This window comes from Gilliamella sp. BG2 (assembly GCF_046635645.1).
Taxonomy (GTDB): Bacteria; Pseudomonadota; Gammaproteobacteria; order Enterobacterales; family Orbaceae; genus Gilliamella; species Gilliamella bombi.
On sequence record NZ_JBIDFF010000028.1, the window covers coordinates 1 to 22,286 of the forward strand.

Below are 22,286 nucleotides of genomic sequence, written 5' to 3' on the forward strand. Positions count from 1 at the left end.
ATGATGTAAGGAACACCTACTTGACGACCTAAAAGGATGTGTTCACGAGTTTGTGGCATAGGACCATCTGTTGCTGCTACTACTAAGATAGCACCGTCCATTTGTGCAGCACCAGTGATCATGTTTTTAACATAGTCAGCATGGCCTGGGCAGTCTACGTGTGCGTAGTGACGAGTTGGTGTATCGTATTCAACGTGTGAAGTGTTGATGGTGATACCACGTGCTTTTTCTTCTGGTGCGTTATCGATTTGATCGAATGCACGAGCTTGACCGCCGTATTTTTTAGCAAGTACAGAAGTAATTGCAGCAGTTAAAGTTGTTTTACCATGGTCAACGTGACCGATTGTACCAACGTTTAGATGGGGTTTTGTACGTTCAAATTTTTCTTTAGACATCTTAATGTTCCTTTATTAAATCACTTCCCTTAAGTAATTAAGGGAAGTGTTATTTTATTTAGATAAAATTATTTCGCTTTACGAGCTTCAATAATTGCGGTTGCAATATTTGTTGGTGCTTCATTGTACTTCAAGAACTCCATTGAGTAAGAAGCACGACCTTGAGTTTGTGAACGAAGGTCTGTTGCATAACCAAACATTTCTGAAAGTGGAACTTGTGCTTTAACAGTTTTACCTGTTGCAGTATCTTCCATTCCTTCGATCATACCACGACGGCGGTTTAAGTCACCGATAACGTCACCCATATAATCTTCTGGAGTTTCAACTTCGACTTTCATAATTGGTTCTAAAAGCACAGGTTTAGCTTTCATGAAGCCATCTTTAAATGCCATTGAACCAGCAATTTTAAATGCCATTTCTGATGAGTCAACATCATGGTAAGAACCATCAAAGATAGTGACTTCAACATCAACAATTGGGTAACCAGCAAGAACACCGTTTTTCATTTGTTCTTGACAGCCTTTATCAACCGCAGGGATATATTCTTTAGGAACCACACCACCAACGATTTCGTTGTTGAATTTGTAGCCTTCGCCACCAGCTTCCAATGGTTTGATTTTTAACCATACATGACCGTATTGACCACGACCACCAGACTGACGAACAAATTTACCTTCTTGTTCTACTTCATTGCGAATTGTTTCACGGTAAGCAACTTGTGGTTTACCAACATTTGCTTCCACTTTAAATTCACGTTTCATACGGTCAACGATGATTTCTAAGTGAAGTTCGCCCATACCAGAAATAATAGTTTGACCAGATTCTTCATCAGTGTGAACACGGAATGAAGGGTCTTCTTGTGCTAGTCGACCCAAAGCAAGGCCCATTTTTTCTTGGTCAGCTTTAGTTTTTGGTTCAACAGCAACCGAAATTACCGGTTCAGGGAATTCCATTCTTTCAAGAATAATTGGTGCACTTTCAGCACAAAGAGTATCCCCTGTTGTGACATCTTTAAGACCAATTGCAGCAGCAATATCGCCTGCGCGAACTTCTTTAATTTCTTCACGTTTGTTAGCATGCATCTGAACGATACGACCAAAACGTTCTTTCTTATCTTTTACAGAGTTAAGAACAGTATCACCTGAGTTAACAACACCAGAGTAAACACGGAAGAATGTTAAGTTACCAACAAATGGGTCTGTTGCAATTTTGAACGCTAATGATGAGAATGGTTCATCATCACTTGAGTGACGTTCAGCAGCTTCACCATTTGGTAATTCACCTTTGATTGCTGGTACATCAGTTGGCGCTGGTAAGTATTCAATAACAGCATCAAGCATGAATTGCACACCTTTGTTTTTAAAGGCACTACCACAAGTTACTAAGATGATTTCGTTGGCAAGTACGCGCTCACGCAATGCAGCTTTCACTTCTTGCTCAGTTAACTCTTCACCACCAAGGTATTTTTCCATTAACTCTTCACTTGCTTCAGCTGCAGTTTCTATTAAGAAAGAACGCCATTCTTCAACTTGGTCAACCATATCAGCTGGAACATCTTCATAAGTAAATGTTACGCCTTGATCTGCATCATTCCAGTTAATTGCTTTACGTTTAAGTAAATCAACAACACCAGTAAATCCTTCTTCAGCACCGATTGGTAAAACTAAAGGAACTGGAACCGCTGCTAAACGAGTTTTGATTTGATCAACAACACGTAAGAAGTTAGCTCCCATACGGTCCATTTTGTTGACAAATGCAATACGTGGAACTTTATATTTGTTTGCTTGACGCCATACAGTTTCTGATTGAGGTTGCACACCACCAACTGCACAGTAAACCATTACTGCACCATCGAGAACACGCATAGAACGTTCAACTTCGATTGTAAAGTCAACGTGTCCGGGGGTATCGATGATGTTGATACGGTGTGGTTCAAATTGTTGACCCATGCCAGACCAGAAAGCTGTTGTTGCTGCAGAAGTGATAGTAATACCACGTTCTTGTTCTTGTTCCATCCAGTCCATGGTAGCTGCACCATCATGAACTTCACCAATTTTGTGACTAACGCCAGTATAAAACAAAATACGTTCAGTCGTTGTTGTTTTACCTGCGTCAATATGTGCACTGATACCGATATTACGGTAGCGTGCTATAGGGGTTGTACGAGCCATATTAATCCTCTGTTTAGAATCGTTTGCTTAACAAAACATCATTTTGGTGACCGATAGCAGATAAGGGCTATCAGTCCTAATTCAAGTCACTTATACAATTATAAGTGCGAATATTACCAACGATAGTGTGCAAACGCTCTATTAGCTTCAGCCATACGATGAACATCTTCGCGTTTTTTCACAGCGGTACCTTTGTTTTCAAAAGCATCCATAAGTTCATTCGCTAGGCGTAAAGCCATTGATTTATCGCCACGTTTACGTGCAGCATCTACAATCCAACGCATTGCAAGTGCATTACGTCGAACTGGACGCACTTCAACAGGAACTTGGTATGTAGAACCACCAACGCGACGTGACTTAACTTCTACAGTTGGTCTTACGTTATCTAATGCAACTTCAAAAGCTGCTAAGTGGTCTTTTCCACTACGCTCAGCTAATTTATCAAGAGCTGAATATACGATTGATTCTGCGATAGATTTTTTACCATCTATCATTAAAATATTTACAAATTTTGCCAGTAACTCTGAACCGAACTTCGGATCAGGAAGAATTTTTCTTTGACCGACAACATGACGACGTGGCATTGGAATACTCCGTTTATATGTTATAAATTTTCAGGTTTACCCAAAACTCAAATGAGTTAAATGGAATTATATAGTTTGGCCTTACTTAACGGAGTTCCATTAAGCTTTAGGTCGTTTAACACCGTATTTTGAACGGCTTTGTTTACGATCTTTAACACCTGCGCAGTCTAATGCACCGCGAACAGTGTGGTAACGAACACCTGGTAAGTCTTTAACACGACCACCACGGATTAAAATTACACTATGTTCTTGTAGGTTATGACCTTCACCACCGATATAAGAAGTAACTTCAAAACCGTTGGTTAAACGTACACGACATACTTTACGTAATGCTGAGTTTGGTTTTTTCGGTGTAGTTGTGTAAACACGAGTACAAACACCGCGTTTTTGCGGGCATGCTTCAAGGGCAGGAACGTTGCTTTTTGCTTCCTTTAGTGCTCTTGGTTTGCGTACCAGCTGATTAATTGTTGCCATTAATAAGCTCCTGATTAATTAAAATAAATTTAAAATTGCTTTTTAGATACGTAATTAATAACTGTAGACCAAAACCTATGTGTATAAGTTTTGGGTCGCAAGATTCTAGACCCCAGGGGAGATAATGTCAAGTTTTTGCTATCAATAAGTGCTTGATCTTGGTATTAATTATTTATAGAGGATAGTCGTTATTTTATAGAAAGACACTAGTATATCTGTTTATTTTTTGTTAAAAGATCAATAGTCCCTATTGTATAGTGTGTTTTTATTGTTATTAAAAACATTAAAATGTTATTAATTTTACATTTGAATAGTCCATAAATTATAAAACGCAATTCTCCCACATAACTCGGCAACTAAAACAATAATAAAAGCAATAGAGTAAATTATTGTTGATTGCTTAGATCGATAAATATTTACAATAACTAAAACAAGTGCAAGTACTAATAATAGGCATTGAATTAGCATCCAAATATATTGTTTTGAGGTAAGTTCAGGTGATACTGAGGTCATTAAATTAATATAAGGAATTTTTAATAACAGAATCGATATTACACCAGTAAAGAAAGAAATTATGCCAATTCGAAATATCCCAAAAACTATTGCAACAATTCCTCCTAACACTAGCATAGAGGTATACATCTGAATGGCTGTGTAATAGGTATTCCAGGTTTTAACCGTTGGTAGCATATAAGTAAGAGCAATCATCCAAACAAAAATTAAACTAAAAAAGATCAACAATAAAGATAATATTTTAGAAAAATTGGGGATTTGATATATACGTTGACAAAGTGAGTTGACCAATAGCCATTTTTTACCATCATTATGATAAGAAAAATAAGTTAGTAATACACATACTAATGTTATTCCAAACAAGAGACCAAAGGAAAAAATTTCATTGCTCATCGGCGAACGACCAATACCCCAAATAACATTAAGAGCCCGAAAAGGATGACCTAAATGTAGCGAAGCAATAAGCATTGCAACAGCCATTACAATCAGAGCCGCCATATTCATTTTATTTATCTTAATTAAACTGTATGAATAATGGCTTAAAGATGATATGCCACCAATCAACACCATCCCAGCAGATAATTGACCGAGTACCGTAAAAAATACCAATGGTAATTCATGCATATAACTCATACCTCCTCAGGATTAAGTACTTTACCTAAGGTATCACCAGATGCTTTAGCATGTGCATGTGGTTTTATCACAATATTAGGTTTAGTCAGCTGTGAACTTGGTAGTGGTGCAATATTGCATTCATCACCATAACGGTGACGTAGTTTTTCAATTTCGTCAAAATCTAACGCACGCTGAGGGCAAGATTCAACGCATACTGGTTTTAAACCTTCGGCTACACGTTCATAACAGCCATCACATTTTGACATGACCTTTTTTTGATGATCAAATTGCGGTGCTCCATAAGGACAACGCATTTCGCAATATCGACAACCAATACAAATATCTTGATTAACAACCACTAAACCATCTTGCTTTCGTTTATGCATCGCACCTGTTGGGCAACCTTGTACACAAGTTGGTTCTTCACAATGATTACACGAGATAGATAAATAATAGGCAAAGGTATCGTTTTGCCACATACCATCAACCAACTGCCAAGTACCTCCACCATATTCATAAACACGGCGAAAATGAACACCTAAAGCATTGTCTTTCTCGTCCTTACAACTCAGTTGGCAGGTTTTGCAACCGGTACATTTTGAAGAATCAATATAAAATCCATATTGCATTTTTATTATCCACTCTTTAATTTACAATGTTAATCCTGCAACCGATAATGGTTTAACTTCAACCAGATTGGTATGCTGTGGATTCGATTTTGCAAGTACTGTTGGACGCAATGATGTTAACCGATTAATACATCCGCCAATATCAATCCCTATAGAATTGGTTTTTGCCCACATTCCTTGCGGAATCGCAATCACTCCTGGTAATATACGTGGCGTAACTTTAACAGGAATATACAAACGACCACGATCGTTATAAACTTCGACCAATTGCCCATGCTTAATCTGCCTTTGCTCGGCATCGAATGGATTAATCCAAAGGCTGTTAGCAACAGCTTCACGCAATTGCGGCAAATTACTATAAGAGGAATGGCATTGCCCTTTAGTATGAAATCCAATAAGTTGCAACGGGTATTTTTTACGTTTTGGTTTATCTTCGCTCCCTTCGATAGCAGGCAAATATGCTGGAATTGGGTACAGAACATCTTCGGCATCAAGCTCCCATTTGTTGGCAATATTAGCTAATGCCTCTGAATAGATTTCTATTTTTCCCGACGGCGTGTTTAATGGGTTTTTAATAGGATCATCTCTAAAAGCTTTTAAACCAATTTGTTTATCACTATCGGCAAGCCTACGCTCAATTACTCCCATACCATCGGTATCAGCAAAAGGAGGTAAATTAGGTTCATTTTTTCGCAATTGCTCATAACAATATTCTATCCATTCATCTTGAGAACGACCTTCAGTAAATTTATCTTTTACGCCTAGCTTTTCAGAAAGATCGGTTAATACATCATAAGCTGCACGGTTTTCCCAAAGCGGATTAATTGTACGTTGCATACGAATTAAATAACTATACGCACCAGATGAATAAGAGTTATTAATCAAATCATTATTTTCAACTGATGAAACATCAGGCAGCAATAAATCAGCATATTTGGCTGATGCAGTCATATGCGTATCCCAAACAAGAATAAATTCACATTTAGATTCATCTTGTAAAATTTGGTGAGTACGGTTTAGATCTGAATGTTGATTGCCAATTACATTACCAGCATAATTCCAGATAAATTTAATACCTACATCCAACTTCTCCTTACCTTTGAGATAAGAATTTCTAGCTGTCATACTTGGCCCATCTTCAATTGCCTTCGTCCATAGAAAGAAAGGAATACTGGTTTTAACAGGATTTGGAAGGTTAAAACTAGGTATAGGATAAATAACACTCCCACCCCACGTCCCAATATTGGTACCAGGTTTACCAAATTGTCCTGTAATAATAGGTAGCATCATAATCGCACGTGCGGTATGTTCGCCATTTTGCCAGCGCTGTACACCATAACCTTGAGAAATCCATGCAGCTTTAGCGTTAACAATATCCAGTGCTAGCTTACGAATTTGTTCCGCAGGAATACCTGTCTTTTTAGCTGCCCATTCTGGTGTTTTAGGCGTTCTATCGTTACCCAATCCGAGAATATAAGATTTAAAATCACTAAAAGGCGGTGCACTGTCAGGCAATGACTCAGTGTTCCAACCAACACAATATTGATTGAGCATTGCATCATCAATACGATCTTCTTCAAGTAAAGCATAGCCAATAGCAGCAACTAACGCAGCATCGGTACCGGGAATTATCGGGATCCACTCAGCATTATACGCCACCACACTTTCGCTGCGACGGGGATCAATTATAATCACCCGGGCATTACTTTGTTCTAATGCATGAAAAAGCTCTGTAACTTGCCCTCCACCCGACATTCGGGTCTCGGCAATGTTATGTCCAAACATCACAACTAAATCAGAATGCTTTATCTGATCAAGTAAAGAATCCTTAGCATTACCAAAAATATAAGGGCGAATAGCTGAAATCTGCCCACTCGAATAATCGCCATGATAATTTAAAAAACCACCAATTGTACTTAAAAAACGCTTACATGCATTACGCCCAGAAAGATTAGCTCCTGTTGTACCTGAACCATATTGGTAATAAATTGCCTCATTGCCATACTGATTAATGGTATATTTAAGTTTATTGGCTAGTAGACTAATGGCTTGATCCCATGAAATACGTTTAAATTTACCCTCACCACGTTTACCAATGCGCAGCATAGGATACTTTAAACGTTCAGGATCATAAGTTCGCCAACGAACAGATCTACCACGAAGACAAGGGCGAATTTGATGCAAGCCAAAAACGGAATCATCAATCCCATCTTCTGATGATATTTTAGTAATAATATCGTTTTTGACATAAACTTTTAAAGGACAACGGCTACCACAGTTTACTAAACAAGCACTATAAACAATCTTTTCTTCATCTGTGGAATTAGTAGGGATTATGCTACTTTTAGCATTAGTTTTTGGATCTGCATAGACAAAAGGTAGCTGCATATTATTCGTTAGCGCTGCTACACCTGCTATGGTTAATGATTTTTGTAAAAAATTACGTCGACTTATTTTATGTTCAGACTTACTCATCAAATTCCCTTAATTTTTATGTGGGACTTATTTATCATAATACTAAAAATGTGATAAAAAAACCGAAAAAAGTCAAATGTAGTAGGGAAATTACAACAATTAAGTTAAATAAGAATTATTCTTGAATATAAAAAGAAACAGCTCATCCCCAATATTGTTATTTACGCTGCTCCATACTAATTTACTTTTGTTATACAATTAATTTTCCAGCAATAAAAATAAATAATCTTTGCCAACCAATACAATAGTTGAATTGATGATTTTAACTTAAACGCCTTCACCATTGACCTTGGTCTTATTAAACAAAGATTGGTATAATAGCCGTCATTTATTCGAATAAATAGAAAAACTATGTCACAATCTACTTATAATGCCGTTGATATTGAAGTATTAAAAGGCCTTGATCCAGTTCGTCATCGGCCAGGAATGTACACTGACACAAGCCGACCAAACCATTTAGGGCAAGAAGTCATTGATAACAGTGTTGATGAAGCTATCGCAGGTCATGCTCGTAAAGTTAAGGTTACCCTTTTTCAAGATAATTCACTAGAAGTTATCGACGATGGGCGAGGAATGCCGGTTGATATTCACCCTGAAGAAGGTGTACCAGCGATTGAATTATTGCTTTGTCGTTTACATGCTGGCGGAAAGTTCTCGAACAAAAATTACCAATTTTCAGGTGGTTTACACGGTGTAGGTATTTCGGTAGTCAATGCATTATCAAAACGTGTTGAAGTTACAGTTCATCGTGATGGACAAGTGTACGAAATAGCTTTTGAAAACGGTAATAAAGTTGAAGATCTGCATATTACGGGCACTTGTGGTCGTCGTAATACAGGTACCAAAGTTCATTTTTGGCCTGACGAAAAATATTTTGATTCGCCTAGATTTTCTGTCCCACGCTTATCACATCTACTAAAAGCTAAAGCGGTGCTTTGCCCTGGCCTTGAAATTATTTTTAAAGATGAAATCAATAATACCGAACAACGTTGGTGTTATGAAGATGGCCTAAAAGATTATCTAATGGAATCTGTCAGCGGTTACTCTCTTTTACCTGAAACGCCTTTTACAGGTAATCATACTGGCGAAACAGAAGCTGTAGAATGGGCACTGCTTTGGATGCCAGAAGGTGGAGAATTATTAACTGAAAGTTACGTTAACTTAATCCCAACCGTACAAGGTGGCACCCATGTTAATGGTTTACGTCAAGGATTATTAGACGCAATGCGTGAGTTTTGTGAGTTTCGCAATTTGTTACCACGAGGATTAAAATTAACCGCCGATGATATATGGGAACGCTGTGCCTATGTTATTTCAGTCAAAATGCAAGAGCCTCAGTTTGCGGGTCAAACTAAAGAACGTTTATCATCGCGCCAAAGTGCGGCATTTGTTTCGGCTATTGTGAAAGATGCGTTTAGTCTTTGGTTGAATCAAAATGTACAAATAGCCGAATTACTAGCTGAAATGGTAATTTCAAGTGCACAAAAACGCTTAAAAGCGTCCAAAAAAGTCATTCGAAAGAAATTAACCAGTGGTCCAGCATTACCAGGTAAATTGGCCGATTGCTCATCACAAGACTTAAGTCGTACTGAACTTTTTTTAGTGGAAGGCGATTCTGCGGGAGGTTCGGCTAAACAAGCGCGAGATCGTGAATATCAAGCCATTATGCCTCTTAAAGGCAAAATCTTAAACACATGGGAAGTCTCATCCGATGAAGTACTCGGCTCACAAGAAATCCATGATATTTCTGTTGCTATCGGTATCGATCCAGATAGCGATGATTTAAGACAATTACGTTATGGTAAAATCTGTATTTTAGCCGATGCTGACTCAGATGGACTACATATTGCAACATTACTTTGTGCTTTATTTGTTCGGCACTTTCGTACCATGGTTGAACATGGGCATGTCTTTGTTGCTATGCCGCCGCTTTATCGTATCGATTTAGGAAAAGAAGTTCATTACGCCCTAGATGAAGAAGAAAAAGAAGGCATTTTAGAACAGCTTAAACGTAAAAAAGGCAAACCCAATGTGCAGCGCTTTAAAGGTCTAGGTGAAATGAATCCACTACAACTACGCGAAACAACAATGGATCCTAATACGCGTCGTTTAGTACAGCTTTCGCTTGATGATGCTGAGCAAACGATGGCATTAATGGATATGCTACTTGCTAAAAAACGCTCAGAAGATCGCCGCGAATGGTTACAAGAAAAAGGCGATCAAGTTGAACTTGATGTCTAACAAACAGAATGATTTAGAGGAACAATAATGAGTGAAATAACTCATGACGGGGTAGAAATCCAGTCGTTACGCACTTTTACCGAAAGCGCCTATTTAAACTACTCAATGTATGTCATTATGGATCGTGCCTTGCCATTTATTGGAGATGGCTTAAAACCAGTGCAGCGACGCATTGTTTATGCTATGTCTGAATTAGGACTTAACGCACAAGCCAAATTTAAAAAATCTGCACGTACCGTCGGGGATGTGCTTGGTAAATATCATCCTCATGGTGATAGTGCCTGTTATGAAGCGATGGTGCTCATGGCACAACCATTTTCATATCGCTATCCATTAGTTGATGGGCAAGGTAACTGGGGGGCACCTGATGATCCTAAATCATTCGCCGCTATGCGTTACACAGAATCACGTTTGTCAAAATATGCCGAACTACTATTAGGTGAACTAGGACAAGGAACGGTTGATTATACGCCTAACTTTGATGGTACTTTACAAGAACCTAAAATGTTACCGGCTAGATTACCCAACATTTTATTAAATGGTACAACAGGTATCGCGGTTGGCATGGCAACTGATATACCGCCTCATAACCTTCGTGAAGTGGCGAATGCGGCAATTATGCTTGCTGATAACCCCAATGCGACGCTCAACGAAGTAATGGCTCACATACAAGGCCCCGATTTCCCAACAGAAGCTGAAATTATTACTTCACCAGAAGACATAGCGAAAATCTATAAAACGGGTCGTGGTTCAATCCGTATGCGTGCTGTCTGGAAGAAAGAAGAAGGTGATATTGTAATTACAGATCTGCCTCATCAAGTTTCGGGTGCTAAAATCTTAGAACAAATAGCTTCTCAGATGCGAGCAAAAAAACTACCTTTAATTGAAGATTTACGTGATGAGTCTGATCACGAAAATCCAACTCGTCTGGTCATTGTGCCACGTTCAAATCGAGTAGATTTAGAGCAAGTGATGAATCATCTATTTGCCACAACCGATCTCGAAAAAAGTTATCGGGTTAATATGAATATGATTGGGCTTGATAATCGCCCATCAGTAAAAGGCTTAGTTGAAATTCTTACTGAATGGTTAGAGTATCGAAAAAATACCGTCACTCGACGTTTAAATTACCGTTTAGATAAAATATTAAAACGACTCCATATTCTCGATGGCTTATTAATTGCTTTTTTAAATATTGATGAAGTTATCGAAATTATTCGTCACGAAGATGAACCTAAACAAGAATTAATTAATCGTTTTGCCTTAACTGAAATTCAAGCCGAAGCGATTTTAGAGTTAAAACTTCGCCACTTAGCCAAACTTGAAGAGATGCGCATTAAAGGCGAACAAAGTGAGCTTACAAAAGAGCGTGATCATCTGCAAGCTTTGTTAGCTTCGCCTAAAAAATTGAGTAATTTAATTAAAAAAGAGCTAAAAGCGGATGCTGAAAAATATGGCGATGACCGTCGTTCTCCAATTGTTGAGCGCAGTGAAGCTAAAGCTATTAGTGAACAAGAGTTAACACCATCTGAACCTGTTACTGTCGTTTTATCTGAAATGGGTTGGGTAAGAACAGCAAAAGGTCATGATATTGATCCTGCTGGTTTAAGTTATAAATCTGGTGATAGTTTTAAAGCTGCCGCCAAAGGCAAAAGTAATCAACCTGTTATTTTCATCGATTCAACGGGACGTAGTTATGCTATAGAACCAAACACGTTACCATCAGCACGAAGTCAAGGCGAACCATTAACTGGTAAATTAGCACTACCCGCTGGTGCAACAGTTGAACATGTGCTCATGTCTCAAAATGATGATCAAAAATTATTACTTGCTTCAAGTGCTGGTTATGGATTTATTGGTAAATTTAGTGATTTGATTGCTCGCAATCGTAATGGTAAAGCAATTATTAATTTACCTAAAGAATCTAAAATATTGCCACCAATTGAAATCACATCTGAAGATAGTTTACTACTATCAATCACCAAAGCAGGTCGAATGCTCATATTTCCTGTAAAAGATTTACCTGAACTTGCTAAAGGTAAAGGAAATAAAATAGTATCACTTTCAGGTGCTGATGACTGCCTTGCTTATACTCTATTAATTACACAAGACACTTCAATAACGTTATATGTTGGTAAACGCAAACTTACATTATATCCTGCTGATTTACAAAAATTTAAGGCAGAGCGAGCACGAAAAGGTACACCATTACCGAGAGGTTTACAAAAGATAGATAAAATAGAGGTGAACGAATAATATGTCTTTTATCTGGGCAATAATTGCAGGCTTTGTTTTGAGCACTGTATTAAAAACAGGATGGGGATTTATTCTTGGGCTTTTTGTTGGGCCAATGCTTTACCGCACGTTTTGTAATAAATTGACCGAACAAAGAACACAAGCAAATCCAACACTTTATTTAACTGTTGTTTTTGAAGTTCTAGGTCACTTAAGTAAAGCTAAAGGGGTCGTCACACAAGATGATATTAATCTTGCCAGTCAATTTATGGATAGATTACAACTTGACCGAAATGGCCGAAAACTAGCACAAGATTCATTTAATAATGGTAAAGCAAGTGACTACCCACTAAGATCGCGTTTGGCTGAGCTATACGCACAATATCGTTTTCGACGTAATGTGTTAAATATTTTTTGTGAGCAATTGATCCAAGCTGCATTAGTTGATGGCGTTTTAGACGAAAAAGAACAACAAATTTTATTTATTGTGGCTGAAGAATTTAATATTCCACGTCAACAAATGGCAATATATATCCAAATGATGATGGGAAGTTATCACTTCCGTCAAAATGGCTATAGTAACCAACACGGACAACGAGACCAATACCAACGCAGTAATAATTATGGAAATTATCAAGGTCGCTCACCACAATCCGACCTACAAAATGCTTACAAAATTTTAGGTGTTGCAGCTACAGCTGAAATCTCAGAAATAAAAAGAGCTTATCGTAAATTAATGAATGAGCATCATCCTGATAAGTTAGTATCGAAAGGCTTACCGAAAGAGATGCTTGAAGCCGCCAAAAAACGTGCACAAGAGATTCAAGCGGCCTATGATCTTATCAAAGCATCACGTGGATTTAAGTAGAGACTATCATCATGATGCATTGGCGATCAATTTTACGAATTATTGGTTTATTAGTATCCCTATTATCGATATTCATGTTATTACCAGCACTTGTTGCATTAATCTATCGCGATGGGGCTGGTGCAATTTTTGTTCGCTCTTTTTTTGTTGCCTTAATTTTAGGAATTGCACTATGGTTTCCTAATCGTAATCATCGCCACGAGCTGAGCACACGTGAAGGCTTTTTTATTGTCGTACTATTTTGGGTTGTTCTAGGATCAATTGGCGCTTTTCCTTTTATTTTTGATACACATATTAATTTAAATTTAAATACTGCATTTTTTGAATCATTTTCAAGCTTAACCACAACAGGTGCCACCACAATTGTTAAGTTAGATCATCTACCTAAAGCTTTACTTTTCTATCGCCAATTATTGCAATGGCTTGGAGGGATGGGGATTATCGTGCTAGCTGTTGCTATCTTACCATTACTGGGGGTAGGGGGCATGCAACTTTATCGTGCCGAAATTCCCGGTCCGCAAAAAGACAGTAAAATGCGTCCACGTATTGCTGAAACAGCTAAAACACTTTGGTCAATTTATATTTTGCTAACAACGCTTTGTGCTATTTGTCTCTGGCTGGCCGGTATGAATGTATTTGATGCTGTGTCACATAGTTTCTCTACAATATCAATGGGAGGGTTTTCAACCCATGATGATAATTTAGCCTATTTTAACAGTCCAGTAATCAATTACATCGTCACCCTCTTTTTGATTTTATCTGGTTGTAATTTTGCGCTCCATTTTGCCGCACTAAGTGGCTTTTCGATTAAAGAGTACTGGCGTGATCAAGAGTTCAGAACATTTATATTTATTCTACTGATACTAGTTGCTATCTGCACAATTGTTATTTATTTCTATAAACCACACCGCCTGAGCATTGATAAAATTATCTTACAAGTGGTATCCATATCATCAACAGCAGGCTTTAGTGTCGATGATATCAACACATGGCCATCATCATTACCAATCTTTTTATTGTGCGCTTCATTTATTGGTGGTTGTGCGGGATCAACGGGTGGCGGTTTAAAAGTGGTTCGTGTGTTAATTTTGTTTATGCAAGGCTCACGTGAACTAAAGCGCCTTATTCATCCTAACGCTATTTATACTTTAAAATTAAATAATCGCGTGGTTTCTGAACGCATAATTGAAGCGATTTGGGGATTCTTTTCTGCATATACGTTGGTCTTTTTAGTTAGCTTATTTATTATTATGGCAACAGGCATTGATGCCACTGACTCTTTTTACATAGTAGCATCATCACTTAACAATTTAGGGGTTGGTCTTGGTAGTGTAAGTGATAATTTTGCTAGTGTCAGTGATATAGTAAAATGGGTAATGGTGGTTGACATGTTATTTGGGCGATTAGAAATATTTACCTTACTAGTTTTATTCACACCAACATTTTGGAAAAGCTAAATTTATACTGAAACACATAGTTACCTGAAAGTTTTTAACAGGATATGCAATTTTTATAAATATTTTATTGATTATTTGCTCAATTACAGACAGAATTACAACGCAGCATGTGCTGTATTTATTAGAGGTAATCACCTGACATATGGAATGGATCATGGATCCTACAATCTGGATTGGCTTATCCACTCTGGTTGTACTTGAAATCGTCCTTGGTATTGATAACATTGTTTTTATAGCCATTCTTGCCGAGAAACTTCCACCCCAACAACGAGATAAAGCCCGCGTTACCGGTCTTGCTTTTGCATTAATCACTCGAATTTTATTATTAATGTTTACGGGTTGGTTAGTCACACTCACTACACCGCTATTTTCGATATCCGAGATCAGTTTTAATGCCCGACAACTAATTATGCTAATTGGTGGTATATTCTTGCTATTTAAAGCTACCATGGAGCTCAATGAACGCCTTGAAGGCACATCAAATGAGGATGGTAAACCTAAAAAGACATCCCACTTCTGGACTGTCGTTGCTCAGATAGTTGTACTTGATGCAGTGTTCTCGCTTGATTCAGTTATTACAGCTGTTGGAATGGTCGAACATATCCCAGTGATGATTATTGCCGTTTGTATAGCAATAGGTATTATGATGGTTGCAAGCAAACCATTGGCTAATTTTGTCAACGCCCATCCAACCATTGTGATCCTATGTTTGAGCTTCTTATTAATGATAGGATTTAGCCTTGTTGCCGAAGGTTTTGATTTTATTATCCCAAAAGGTTACTTATATGCGGCGATCGGTTTCTCAATCATGATTGAATTTTTTAATCAATTAGCCATACTAAATCGCCGTAAAGCATTAAATAAAAAACCGTTACGAGAACGTACTGCCGAGGCTATTTTACATCTACTAAAAGGTGATGCTGAGGAAGATCCCGATACTCATAATATTGATATCGTATCTGATGCTAATAAAAAAGTATCAGTGTTTAATCATCAAGAACTCAGCATGGTTGAACGAGTACTTGGACTTGCACAGCGTTCGGTCAGTAGCATTATGACATCTCGACTTGATGTTGATATGGTCAATATTAATGACGATCGTGATGTTATAATAAAAGAAATCTTTGATAATCCTCATTCTCGTTTAGTTGTCACTGATAATGACTCAATTGATGAGCCTTTAGGCATTATCCAAGTTAATGACCTTTTAAAAGATGTACTACAAAGCAAAGCACCGATCGGTATACACTCACTAATCAAACAACCTTTAATCTTTCCAGAAACTGTATCGTTACTGGTTGCATTAGAACAATTTAAAAAGGCCAAAACTCATTTTGCTTTTGTGGTTGATGAATTTGGTTCAATGCAAGGGGTTGTCTCGGTAACTGATATTATCGAAACCATTGCTGGTGATTTTCCAACAGAAGAAGAGGAAATTGATGCTAAACATGATATTCAATGTCTAGATGATAATAGCTGGATTGCTAATGGTTATATTCCAGTTGAAGAGCTAGTCCGTTTTGTACCAATACCGATCGATGATAAACGTGAATATCATACCCTAGCGGGGCTATTAATGGAAAAAGCTCAACATTTACTCAATGTTGGTGAAACCTTGCAAATTGGCGATTATTTATTTGAAGTAGCTGAAATAGAAAGTCATAGAATTCTTAAAGTAAAAATCACGTTAAATAAACCTGATTCTGTAGCATTATAATACAGCAAAGAGAAATAACTAGAATAACGCTTGACCAAAATAAATAACTAGCAATAATTGACGCTGAAAAATTTTTGTTTATTTGAAGGTGCGGAGTAAATACTCCTCATCTTTTTTATTTTTCCCCTTTAGTAAAAAATAGGTAAAACTGTTTATAAACTTTTACTCTTACTTATCAATCTAAATTAGGCCTAAACTTATGAAGTCAATATTCGAAAAAACCTTTCAATTGAAAGAGAAAAAAACAACTATCGGTACTGAAATTATCGCTGGTTGTACTACCTTTTTAACAATGGTTTATATCATCTTCGTGAATCCTTCCATCTTATCAGCAACAGGTATGGATACTTCTGCTGTTTTTGTTCTAACTTGTATCGTAACAGCCTTTGCTACCATTTTAATGGGGCTATTTGCCAATTTACCAATTGCATTAGCACCTGCCATGGGGCTTAACGTCTTTTTTGCCTATGGCATATGTGGGGCAATGGGCTATTCTTGGCAAATTGGTATGGGAGCGATATTTTGGGGTTCTTTAATCTTTTTTGCGTTATCACTATTTAAAGTTCGTCACTGGTTAATTGAACATATTCCACAATGTCTGCGTGTAGGTATTAGTGCAGGTATTGGACTATTTATTGCTTTTATGGGATTTCAAAATATGGGCATTGTAGTCGCTTCTCCTTCCACACTATTAACTATGGGGAATATCTTATCGCTTAAAGTCCTATTAGGATCACTAGGTTTTTTCATTATTGTTATTTTAGCGGCACGCAACTTTCATGCTGCTGTATTAATTTCGATTTTAGTAGTAACACTACTTGCACTATGGCTTGATCCAAATATCAGTTACCAAGGCATTGTGTCTATGCCACCTAGTGTAACTAGTGTTGTTGGCCATGTTGATCTGGCAGGTTCGCTAAATATTGGTATTATGGGTGTAATATTTTCAATAATGATTGTCAGCTTATTCGACTCATCAGGCACTATTTTAGCACTAACAGATAAAGCAGGCATTAGTGACGAAAAAGGTCGATTCCCCAAAATGCGTCAAGCGCTGTTAATTGATAGTTTTAGCTCCTCTTTAGGTGGATTATTTGGTACATCATCAGTGTTAACCTATATTGAAAGTTCCGCAGGTATCTCTGTGGGTGGTCGAACAGGATTAACCGCAGTAGTAGTTGGACTATTATTCTTATTGGTAGCCTTTTTCTCGCCACTGGCACATTTAGTACCTACCTATGCAACATCAGGCGCACTTATTTTTGTTGGGATCTTAATGGTTTCAAGCTTAGTTAAAGTTAACTGGTCTGACTTAACAGAGGCAACACCAGCTTTTATTACAGCAATTATGATGCCATTTGCCTTTGCAATTACTGAAGGGGTTGCACTAGGTTTTATCTCTTATGTAGTATTAAAAACCTTTACTGGCAAATTTAAACAATTAAATCTTTGTGTAATAATTTTTGCTTTACTATTTGCTTTAAAATTTATTTTTATTGATCATCATTAAAAATGACTCCCCATCGTTACTTACGATGGGGAAATTTTTCAAGAAATTAACGCATTGGATACTTATGGTTAATATAAAGGATCAACTCCATTTAGCTCTCTAATGATGAAATTTCCTGTTTTTCCAACGTCTAGTGTTGTTTTTAGCCATGGCAAAATTGTATGCATTTGTTCGTGTAATTTCCATGGTGGGTTAATTACTATCATCCCTGATGCTGTCATGCCTTTTTGGTTATTATCAGGCTTTATTGCCAGCTCAAATTGTGAAATTCGTTTTATGCCTAAGTTAACAATATTATCAATCATTTTTTGAGTTTGTGTACGAGATACCACAGGATACCAAATTAAGTAAACACCTGTTGCAAAACGTTTATATGCTTCAAATAATGCTGTAGGGATTTTTTGATAATCGTCTTTAATTTCATAAGAAGGATCAATCAATATTATTCCACGACGAGATAGTGGAGGTAACTTTGATTTTAATTGGGAAAATCCATCTTCACGTAAAACTTTTGTTCGTTTATCTTTACTAAATTCTTGTTTTAATAAAGGGTAATCAGTTGGGTGTAACTCTGTAAGGTTGAGCTTGTCTTGTTCACGTAATAATTGCTTCGCAATTAATGGTGAACCAGGATAATATTTTATTTCCTCAAAAGGATTATAGCGTCTTAGTACCGATATGTATGTATTAAGCAATTCAGGAATATTAGATTGTTGCCATAGTAAATTAATTCCTGATAAATATTCACCCGTTTTTTCTGCATGCTCACTTCTTAATAGATATCGTCCTGCCCCCGAGTGTGTATCTAAATATAAAAAAGGCTTTTCTTTTTCCTTTAATGATTCAATACATAATGTTAAAACAATATGTTTTAATACATCTGCATGATTTCCTGCATGGTAACTGTGGCGGTAGCTTAGCATAGGGAATCTACTCTCTTTTTTTCATTTTTTTGCATATAAAAGGTTATTAAGGATAAACAAAGAAGACAAGGAATTTCCATTAATTCTTCAATGAGATCTTTTCGCTCTTTTGTTATAACTAGAAATTCATGTCCAATACGGCGATGTTCAGCAATATCAGCTATACCTAAGAATAAAAAAGCAAAGAATATATGCCAAAATGGTATTTTTTCGTATTTGTAGCGACGAGCAATTTCTCGGCGAATGGTGGGTAAAAATATACTTAGTATTGGGATCGCTATTAATATACTCGCAAGGATTTTATAATAGAAACGAGGTACCTCAGGGAAAAAGTCTCTTCCCCAACTAATTCCTCGACCAAAAAGCATAAACCACCAGAAAATTGTCCAAATCCAAAATCTATAAAGCTCAGAATGTTCAGATACTCGTTTTGCATAATAATAGGTATAACAGCACATAAATAATAAGAAGAGAGATTGAATATGTTCAATCACTACAACCGTCATTCCATTGTATAAAGGTATGAACCAATTTCCCGTAATATATAGGATAATGCCAAGAGTGAGAATTAATAACGAACTTTTGTAAAAATGAAAATCTAACTTACACATATAATATCTTAGTACTAAATGGCACTTTTAAGTTTGAGTATAGTACCGCATTTACGACATAAATAACTAGTTTTATTATTTTGAATTTTGTTGTGTCTTATTGAGGTTAATTGATGTTGTTGACAACTACAGTAGTATAAATAAGTATTGCGTTGAATAGGAAAACGGTGAGTTGTTGCAGGGATTTTTCCTAATATTTCTGACATAATATATTGCCATTCTTTACCATGTGGTTTTACTTTGCCAAACTCTTTAAAGACAATGAGATGTGCTAATTCGTGAGGCACAACTTCCTCAATAAATTGAGTACCATTATCTAGCAACATAATCGAATTAAGTTGAATTTCCCAACGTGTTAAAAAGGCACTACCAGCAATACTGCCTTTGGGTTTATAAATGATCTTAGGCTCTTTATATTGGGAATGTAGACGTTGATTGGCTTGCATTAAGTGAGTTCTTAAACAAGCCATAGTTTGATTATGTAAATAAATTGGTATGCGTTTATAGTCCTGCTGCATCACGTAGTAGTGCCGCTTTATCAGTTTTTTCCCAAGGGAATATATCTCGACCAAAATGACCGTAACTTGCAGTTTGTTGATAGATCGGTTGAATTAGCTCAAGCATTTGGATCAATCCATAAGGTCTTAAATCAAAGAATTCTTTAATAAGCGATACAATTTTATCGTGATGGATTTTTTCTGTGCCGAAAGTATTGACATAGATTGATGTAGGATTGGCAATACCAATTGCATAAGATATTTGTAATTCACATCTGTCAGCAAGTCCTGCAGCAACAATATTCTTTGCAACATAGCGTGCGGCATAAGCTGCTGAGCGGTCAACTTTTGAAGGATCTTTTCCAGAAAAGGCACCACCACCATGATGAGCTGCTCCACCGTACGTATCGACAATGATTTTGCGTCCAGTTAATCCACAGTCTCCCATAGGGCCACCAATAACAAAACGTCCAGTTGGATTAATAAAGTATTTTGTTCTAGGTGTTAACCATTCGGCTGGCAATGTTGGTTTAATGATTTCTTCCATGACGGCTTCATGTAATGCTTTTTGCTCAATACCTTCTGAATGCTGAGTTGATAGAACGATTGTATCAACACCTTTTATCCGACCGTCTTGGTAAATTAATGTTACTTGGCTTTTTGCATCAGGTCTTAACCAAGGAAGTGTACCATTTTTTCTAACTTCTGCTTGGCGGCGCATTAAGTCATGCGCATAGCTTATAGCTGCAGGCATTAGATTTGGCATTTCATTGGTAGCATAACCAAACATAATACCTTGGTCACCAGCACCTTGTTCTAGAGGATCGTTTCGATCAACTCCTTGATTGATATCCGGAGATTGTTTACCAATAGCATTAAGCACCGCACATGAATTTGCATCAAATCCCATTTCTGAACTGGTATATCCAATATCATTAATTGTTTTTCGAGTTAATTCTTCAATGTCTACCCAAGCTGAAGTAGTGATTTCACCACCAACTAAGGCCATACCGGTTTTTACATATGTTTCGCAAGCAACACGCGCTTTCGGATCTTGTTTTAAAATTGCATCAAGTACAGCATCAGATATCTGATCGGCAATTTTATCTGGATGACCTTCTGAAACAGATTCTGAAGTAAATAGAAACTCTGACATAGAATACCCCCTTAACTTATTCTTGCACAATATTCGAAATATAATATTTAGCTTTAGTAAGTATTTATTTTAGCAGTTTTACCGTCTAGACGTCTAGTTTATAATTTATGGAACTAAATGCAACATTAGCTTGGGTAAAATACTTGCATTAATTTTTAATCAATTTACGATATGACGCGTTTCTAATTTATTATTTAATATCCTATAGCTAAAATGAATATCGTAAAACAATCTCCTTCAGTGTTAATATTTGATTCAGGTATTGGTGGTTTATCTGTTTATAATGAAATTTACAATAAAATACCTAATGCACACTATATCTATGTATTCGATAATGAGATGTTCCCTTATGGTGATAAATCATCAGAGTTTTTAATTAATAGAGTGAACTCTGTCATTGAGGCTGTTACTAAATTTTATCCAATTGATTTAGCAGTTATTGCTTGTAATACAGCTAGTACTATCTGTTTACCTAGTTTGCGCGCTAAATTTTCTTTCCCTATTATTGGTGTTGTACCAGCGATTAAACCAGCTAGCTTACTTACTAAAAATAAATGTATAGGATTATTAGCAACAAAGGCAACAGTTGAAAGAACTTATATAACCGATTTAATACAGCAATTTGCTTCACATTGTACTGTTAAAATGTTAGGTTTATCGGAATTAGCAATTATAGCCGAAAATAAATTACAAGGCATTAATGTAGATATGAAACAGTTAAAAGAACTAATGCAACCTTGGCTTGGACTACAAATAATCCCCGATACAATAGTTTTAGGTTGTACGCATTATCCTTTTATTAAAACAGAATTACAGACGCTTTTTCCTCAGGCGAGTCTAATAGATTCAGGTTATGCGATTGCAACAAGGGTCTGTAATTTACTAAATGATAAATATAATCTGGACCAAATAATTCCTTCTGCGTCCGAAAATATTGTATTAAGTACAGTTTATACTCAGTCTGTAGAAAAGTTGATTGAAAAACTATCTGATTATAATCTTAATAAATATCATGCCATTAAAGTTTATGAAGATTAAAACTTGCGCGACCGGGTAACTATTTTATCTTTTTTGCTTGCACAAAAATTTTAAGCCCCTATAATGCGCATCCACTGACACGCAGTCAGCGACAAGCAGGCGAAGAGTTGGTGATTAAGTGAGATCAAAAATTTTAAAAAAGATCTTGACGAATAAAAAAGGTTAGCGTAGTATACG

Annotated in this window: 18 protein-coding genes; 7 read left to right on the top strand and 11 right to left on the bottom strand. The window is 36.8% G+C overall.

Going from position 1 to position 22,286, the window contains the following annotated elements; translation table 11 throughout:
* The 7 genes from ACGH6Q_RS10380 to ACGH6Q_RS10410 form a co-directional block, all read right to left on the bottom strand.
* Positions 1-395, bottom strand: a 395-nt coding sequence (locus ACGH6Q_RS10380) for a GTP-binding protein (protein ID WP_411592761.1), incomplete at its 3' end; no start/stop codon positions are given.
* Between the two features lie 68 nt (positions 396-463).
* Complete coding sequence (gene fusA / locus ACGH6Q_RS10385) at positions 464-2,566, bottom strand: elongation factor G (protein WP_065590403.1); 2,103 nt, start codon at positions 2,564-2,566, stop codon at positions 464-466.
* Positions 2,567-2,679: 113 nt separating this feature from the next.
* Entirely contained in the window at positions 2,680-3,150 is a 471-nt protein-coding gene (gene rpsG / locus ACGH6Q_RS10390) for a 30S ribosomal protein S7 (RefSeq protein ID WP_034915550.1), read from the bottom strand.
* A 99-nt stretch (positions 3,151-3,249) separates the two neighbouring features.
* A complete protein-coding gene (gene rpsL / locus ACGH6Q_RS10395; protein ID WP_034883792.1) occupies positions 3,250-3,624 on the bottom strand; it encodes a 30S ribosomal protein S12 in 375 nt (124 codons plus the stop codon).
* 300 nt (positions 3,625-3,924) lie between these two features.
* Complete coding sequence (locus ACGH6Q_RS10400; RefSeq protein WP_411592762.1) at positions 3,925-4,770, bottom strand: dimethyl sulfoxide reductase anchor subunit family protein; 846 nt, start codon at positions 4,768-4,770, stop codon at positions 3,925-3,927.
* Positions 4,767-5,381 carry a DMSO/selenate family reductase complex B subunit gene (locus tag ACGH6Q_RS10405; RefSeq protein WP_065590405.1) on the bottom strand — a complete coding sequence of 205 codons (615 nt, stop codon included), beginning with the start codon at positions 5,379-5,381 and terminating at the stop codon, positions 4,767-4,769. Before ACGH6Q_RS10405 ends, ACGH6Q_RS10400 begins: the two co-directional genes overlap by 4 nt.
* A 21-nt stretch (positions 5,382-5,402) precedes the next feature.
* The gene (locus tag ACGH6Q_RS10410) at positions 5,403-7,856 is read right to left on the bottom strand and encodes a DMSO/selenate family reductase complex A subunit (RefSeq protein WP_411592763.1); all 2,454 of its coding nucleotides are present in this window, start codon (positions 7,854-7,856) and stop codon (positions 5,403-5,405) included.
* A 351-nt stretch (positions 7,857-8,207) separates the two neighbouring features.
* Here ACGH6Q_RS10410 and parE point away from each other — a divergent pair, with 351 nt between their 5' ends.
* From parE to ACGH6Q_RS10440, 6 genes are all read left to right on the top strand, one after another.
* The gene (parE, locus tag ACGH6Q_RS10415) at positions 8,208-10,097 is read left to right on the top strand and encodes a DNA topoisomerase 4 subunit B (protein ID WP_411592764.1); all 1,890 of its coding nucleotides are present in this window, start codon (positions 8,208-8,210) and stop codon (positions 10,095-10,097) included.
* A 27-nt stretch (positions 10,098-10,124) separates the two neighbouring features.
* Entirely contained in the window at positions 10,125-12,353 is a 2,229-nt protein-coding gene (gene parC, locus ACGH6Q_RS10420) for a DNA topoisomerase IV subunit A (RefSeq protein ID WP_411592765.1), read from the top strand.
* Between the two features lies 1 nt (position 12,354).
* Complete coding sequence (gene djlA, locus ACGH6Q_RS10425; RefSeq protein WP_296302887.1) at positions 12,355-13,200, top strand: co-chaperone DjlA; 846 nt, start codon at positions 12,355-12,357, stop codon at positions 13,198-13,200.
* Between the two features lie 14 nt (positions 13,201-13,214).
* Positions 13,215-14,657, top strand: a complete 1,443-nt coding sequence (locus tag ACGH6Q_RS10430; RefSeq protein ID WP_065561201.1) for a TrkH family potassium uptake protein — start codon at positions 13,215-13,217, stop codon at positions 14,655-14,657.
* 142 nt (positions 14,658-14,799) lie between these two features.
* Positions 14,800-16,374 (top strand): TerC family protein, encoded by a 1,575-nt coding sequence (locus ACGH6Q_RS10435; RefSeq protein ID WP_411592766.1) that lies wholly within the window; start codon positions 14,800-14,802, stop codon positions 16,372-16,374.
* Positions 16,375-16,573: 199 nt separating this feature from the next.
* Positions 16,574-17,884 carry an NCS2 family permease gene (locus ACGH6Q_RS10440; protein ID WP_297225981.1) on the top strand — a complete coding sequence of 437 codons (1,311 nt, stop codon included), beginning with the start codon at positions 16,574-16,576 and terminating at the stop codon, positions 17,882-17,884.
* Between the two features lie 68 nt (positions 17,885-17,952).
* Here the strand turns inward: ACGH6Q_RS10440 and ACGH6Q_RS10445 are convergent, their stop codons facing one another.
* From ACGH6Q_RS10445 to metK, 4 genes are read right to left on the bottom strand one after another with little or no spacing between them, the layout of a single operon-like run.
* Positions 17,953-18,807 carry a 23S rRNA (adenine(2030)-N(6))-methyltransferase RlmJ gene (locus tag ACGH6Q_RS10445; protein WP_174799359.1) on the bottom strand — a complete coding sequence of 285 codons (855 nt, stop codon included), beginning with the start codon at positions 18,805-18,807 and terminating at the stop codon, positions 17,953-17,955.
* Positions 18,801-19,418, bottom strand: a complete 618-nt coding sequence (locus tag ACGH6Q_RS10450; protein ID WP_411592767.1) for a hypothetical protein — start codon at positions 19,416-19,418, stop codon at positions 18,801-18,803. Before ACGH6Q_RS10450 ends, ACGH6Q_RS10445 begins: the two co-directional genes overlap by 7 nt.
* Positions 19,419-19,432: 14 nt before the next feature.
* Complete coding sequence (locus tag ACGH6Q_RS10455) at positions 19,433-19,936, bottom strand: SprT family zinc-dependent metalloprotease (protein WP_034913345.1); 504 nt, start codon at positions 19,934-19,936, stop codon at positions 19,433-19,435.
* Entirely contained in the window at positions 19,920-21,071 is a 1,152-nt protein-coding gene (gene metK, locus ACGH6Q_RS10460; RefSeq protein WP_411592768.1) for a methionine adenosyltransferase, read from the bottom strand. The genes ACGH6Q_RS10455 and metK overlap by 17 nt, the downstream gene beginning before the upstream one ends.
* A gap of 213 nt (positions 21,072-21,284) precedes the next feature.
* Between metK and murI the strand changes: the two genes are divergently transcribed.
* Positions 21,285-22,109, top strand: a complete 825-nt coding sequence (gene murI, locus ACGH6Q_RS10465) for a glutamate racemase (RefSeq protein ID WP_411578252.1) — start codon at positions 21,285-21,287, stop codon at positions 22,107-22,109.
* The last annotated feature ends 177 nt before the right edge of the window (positions 22,110-22,286 follow it).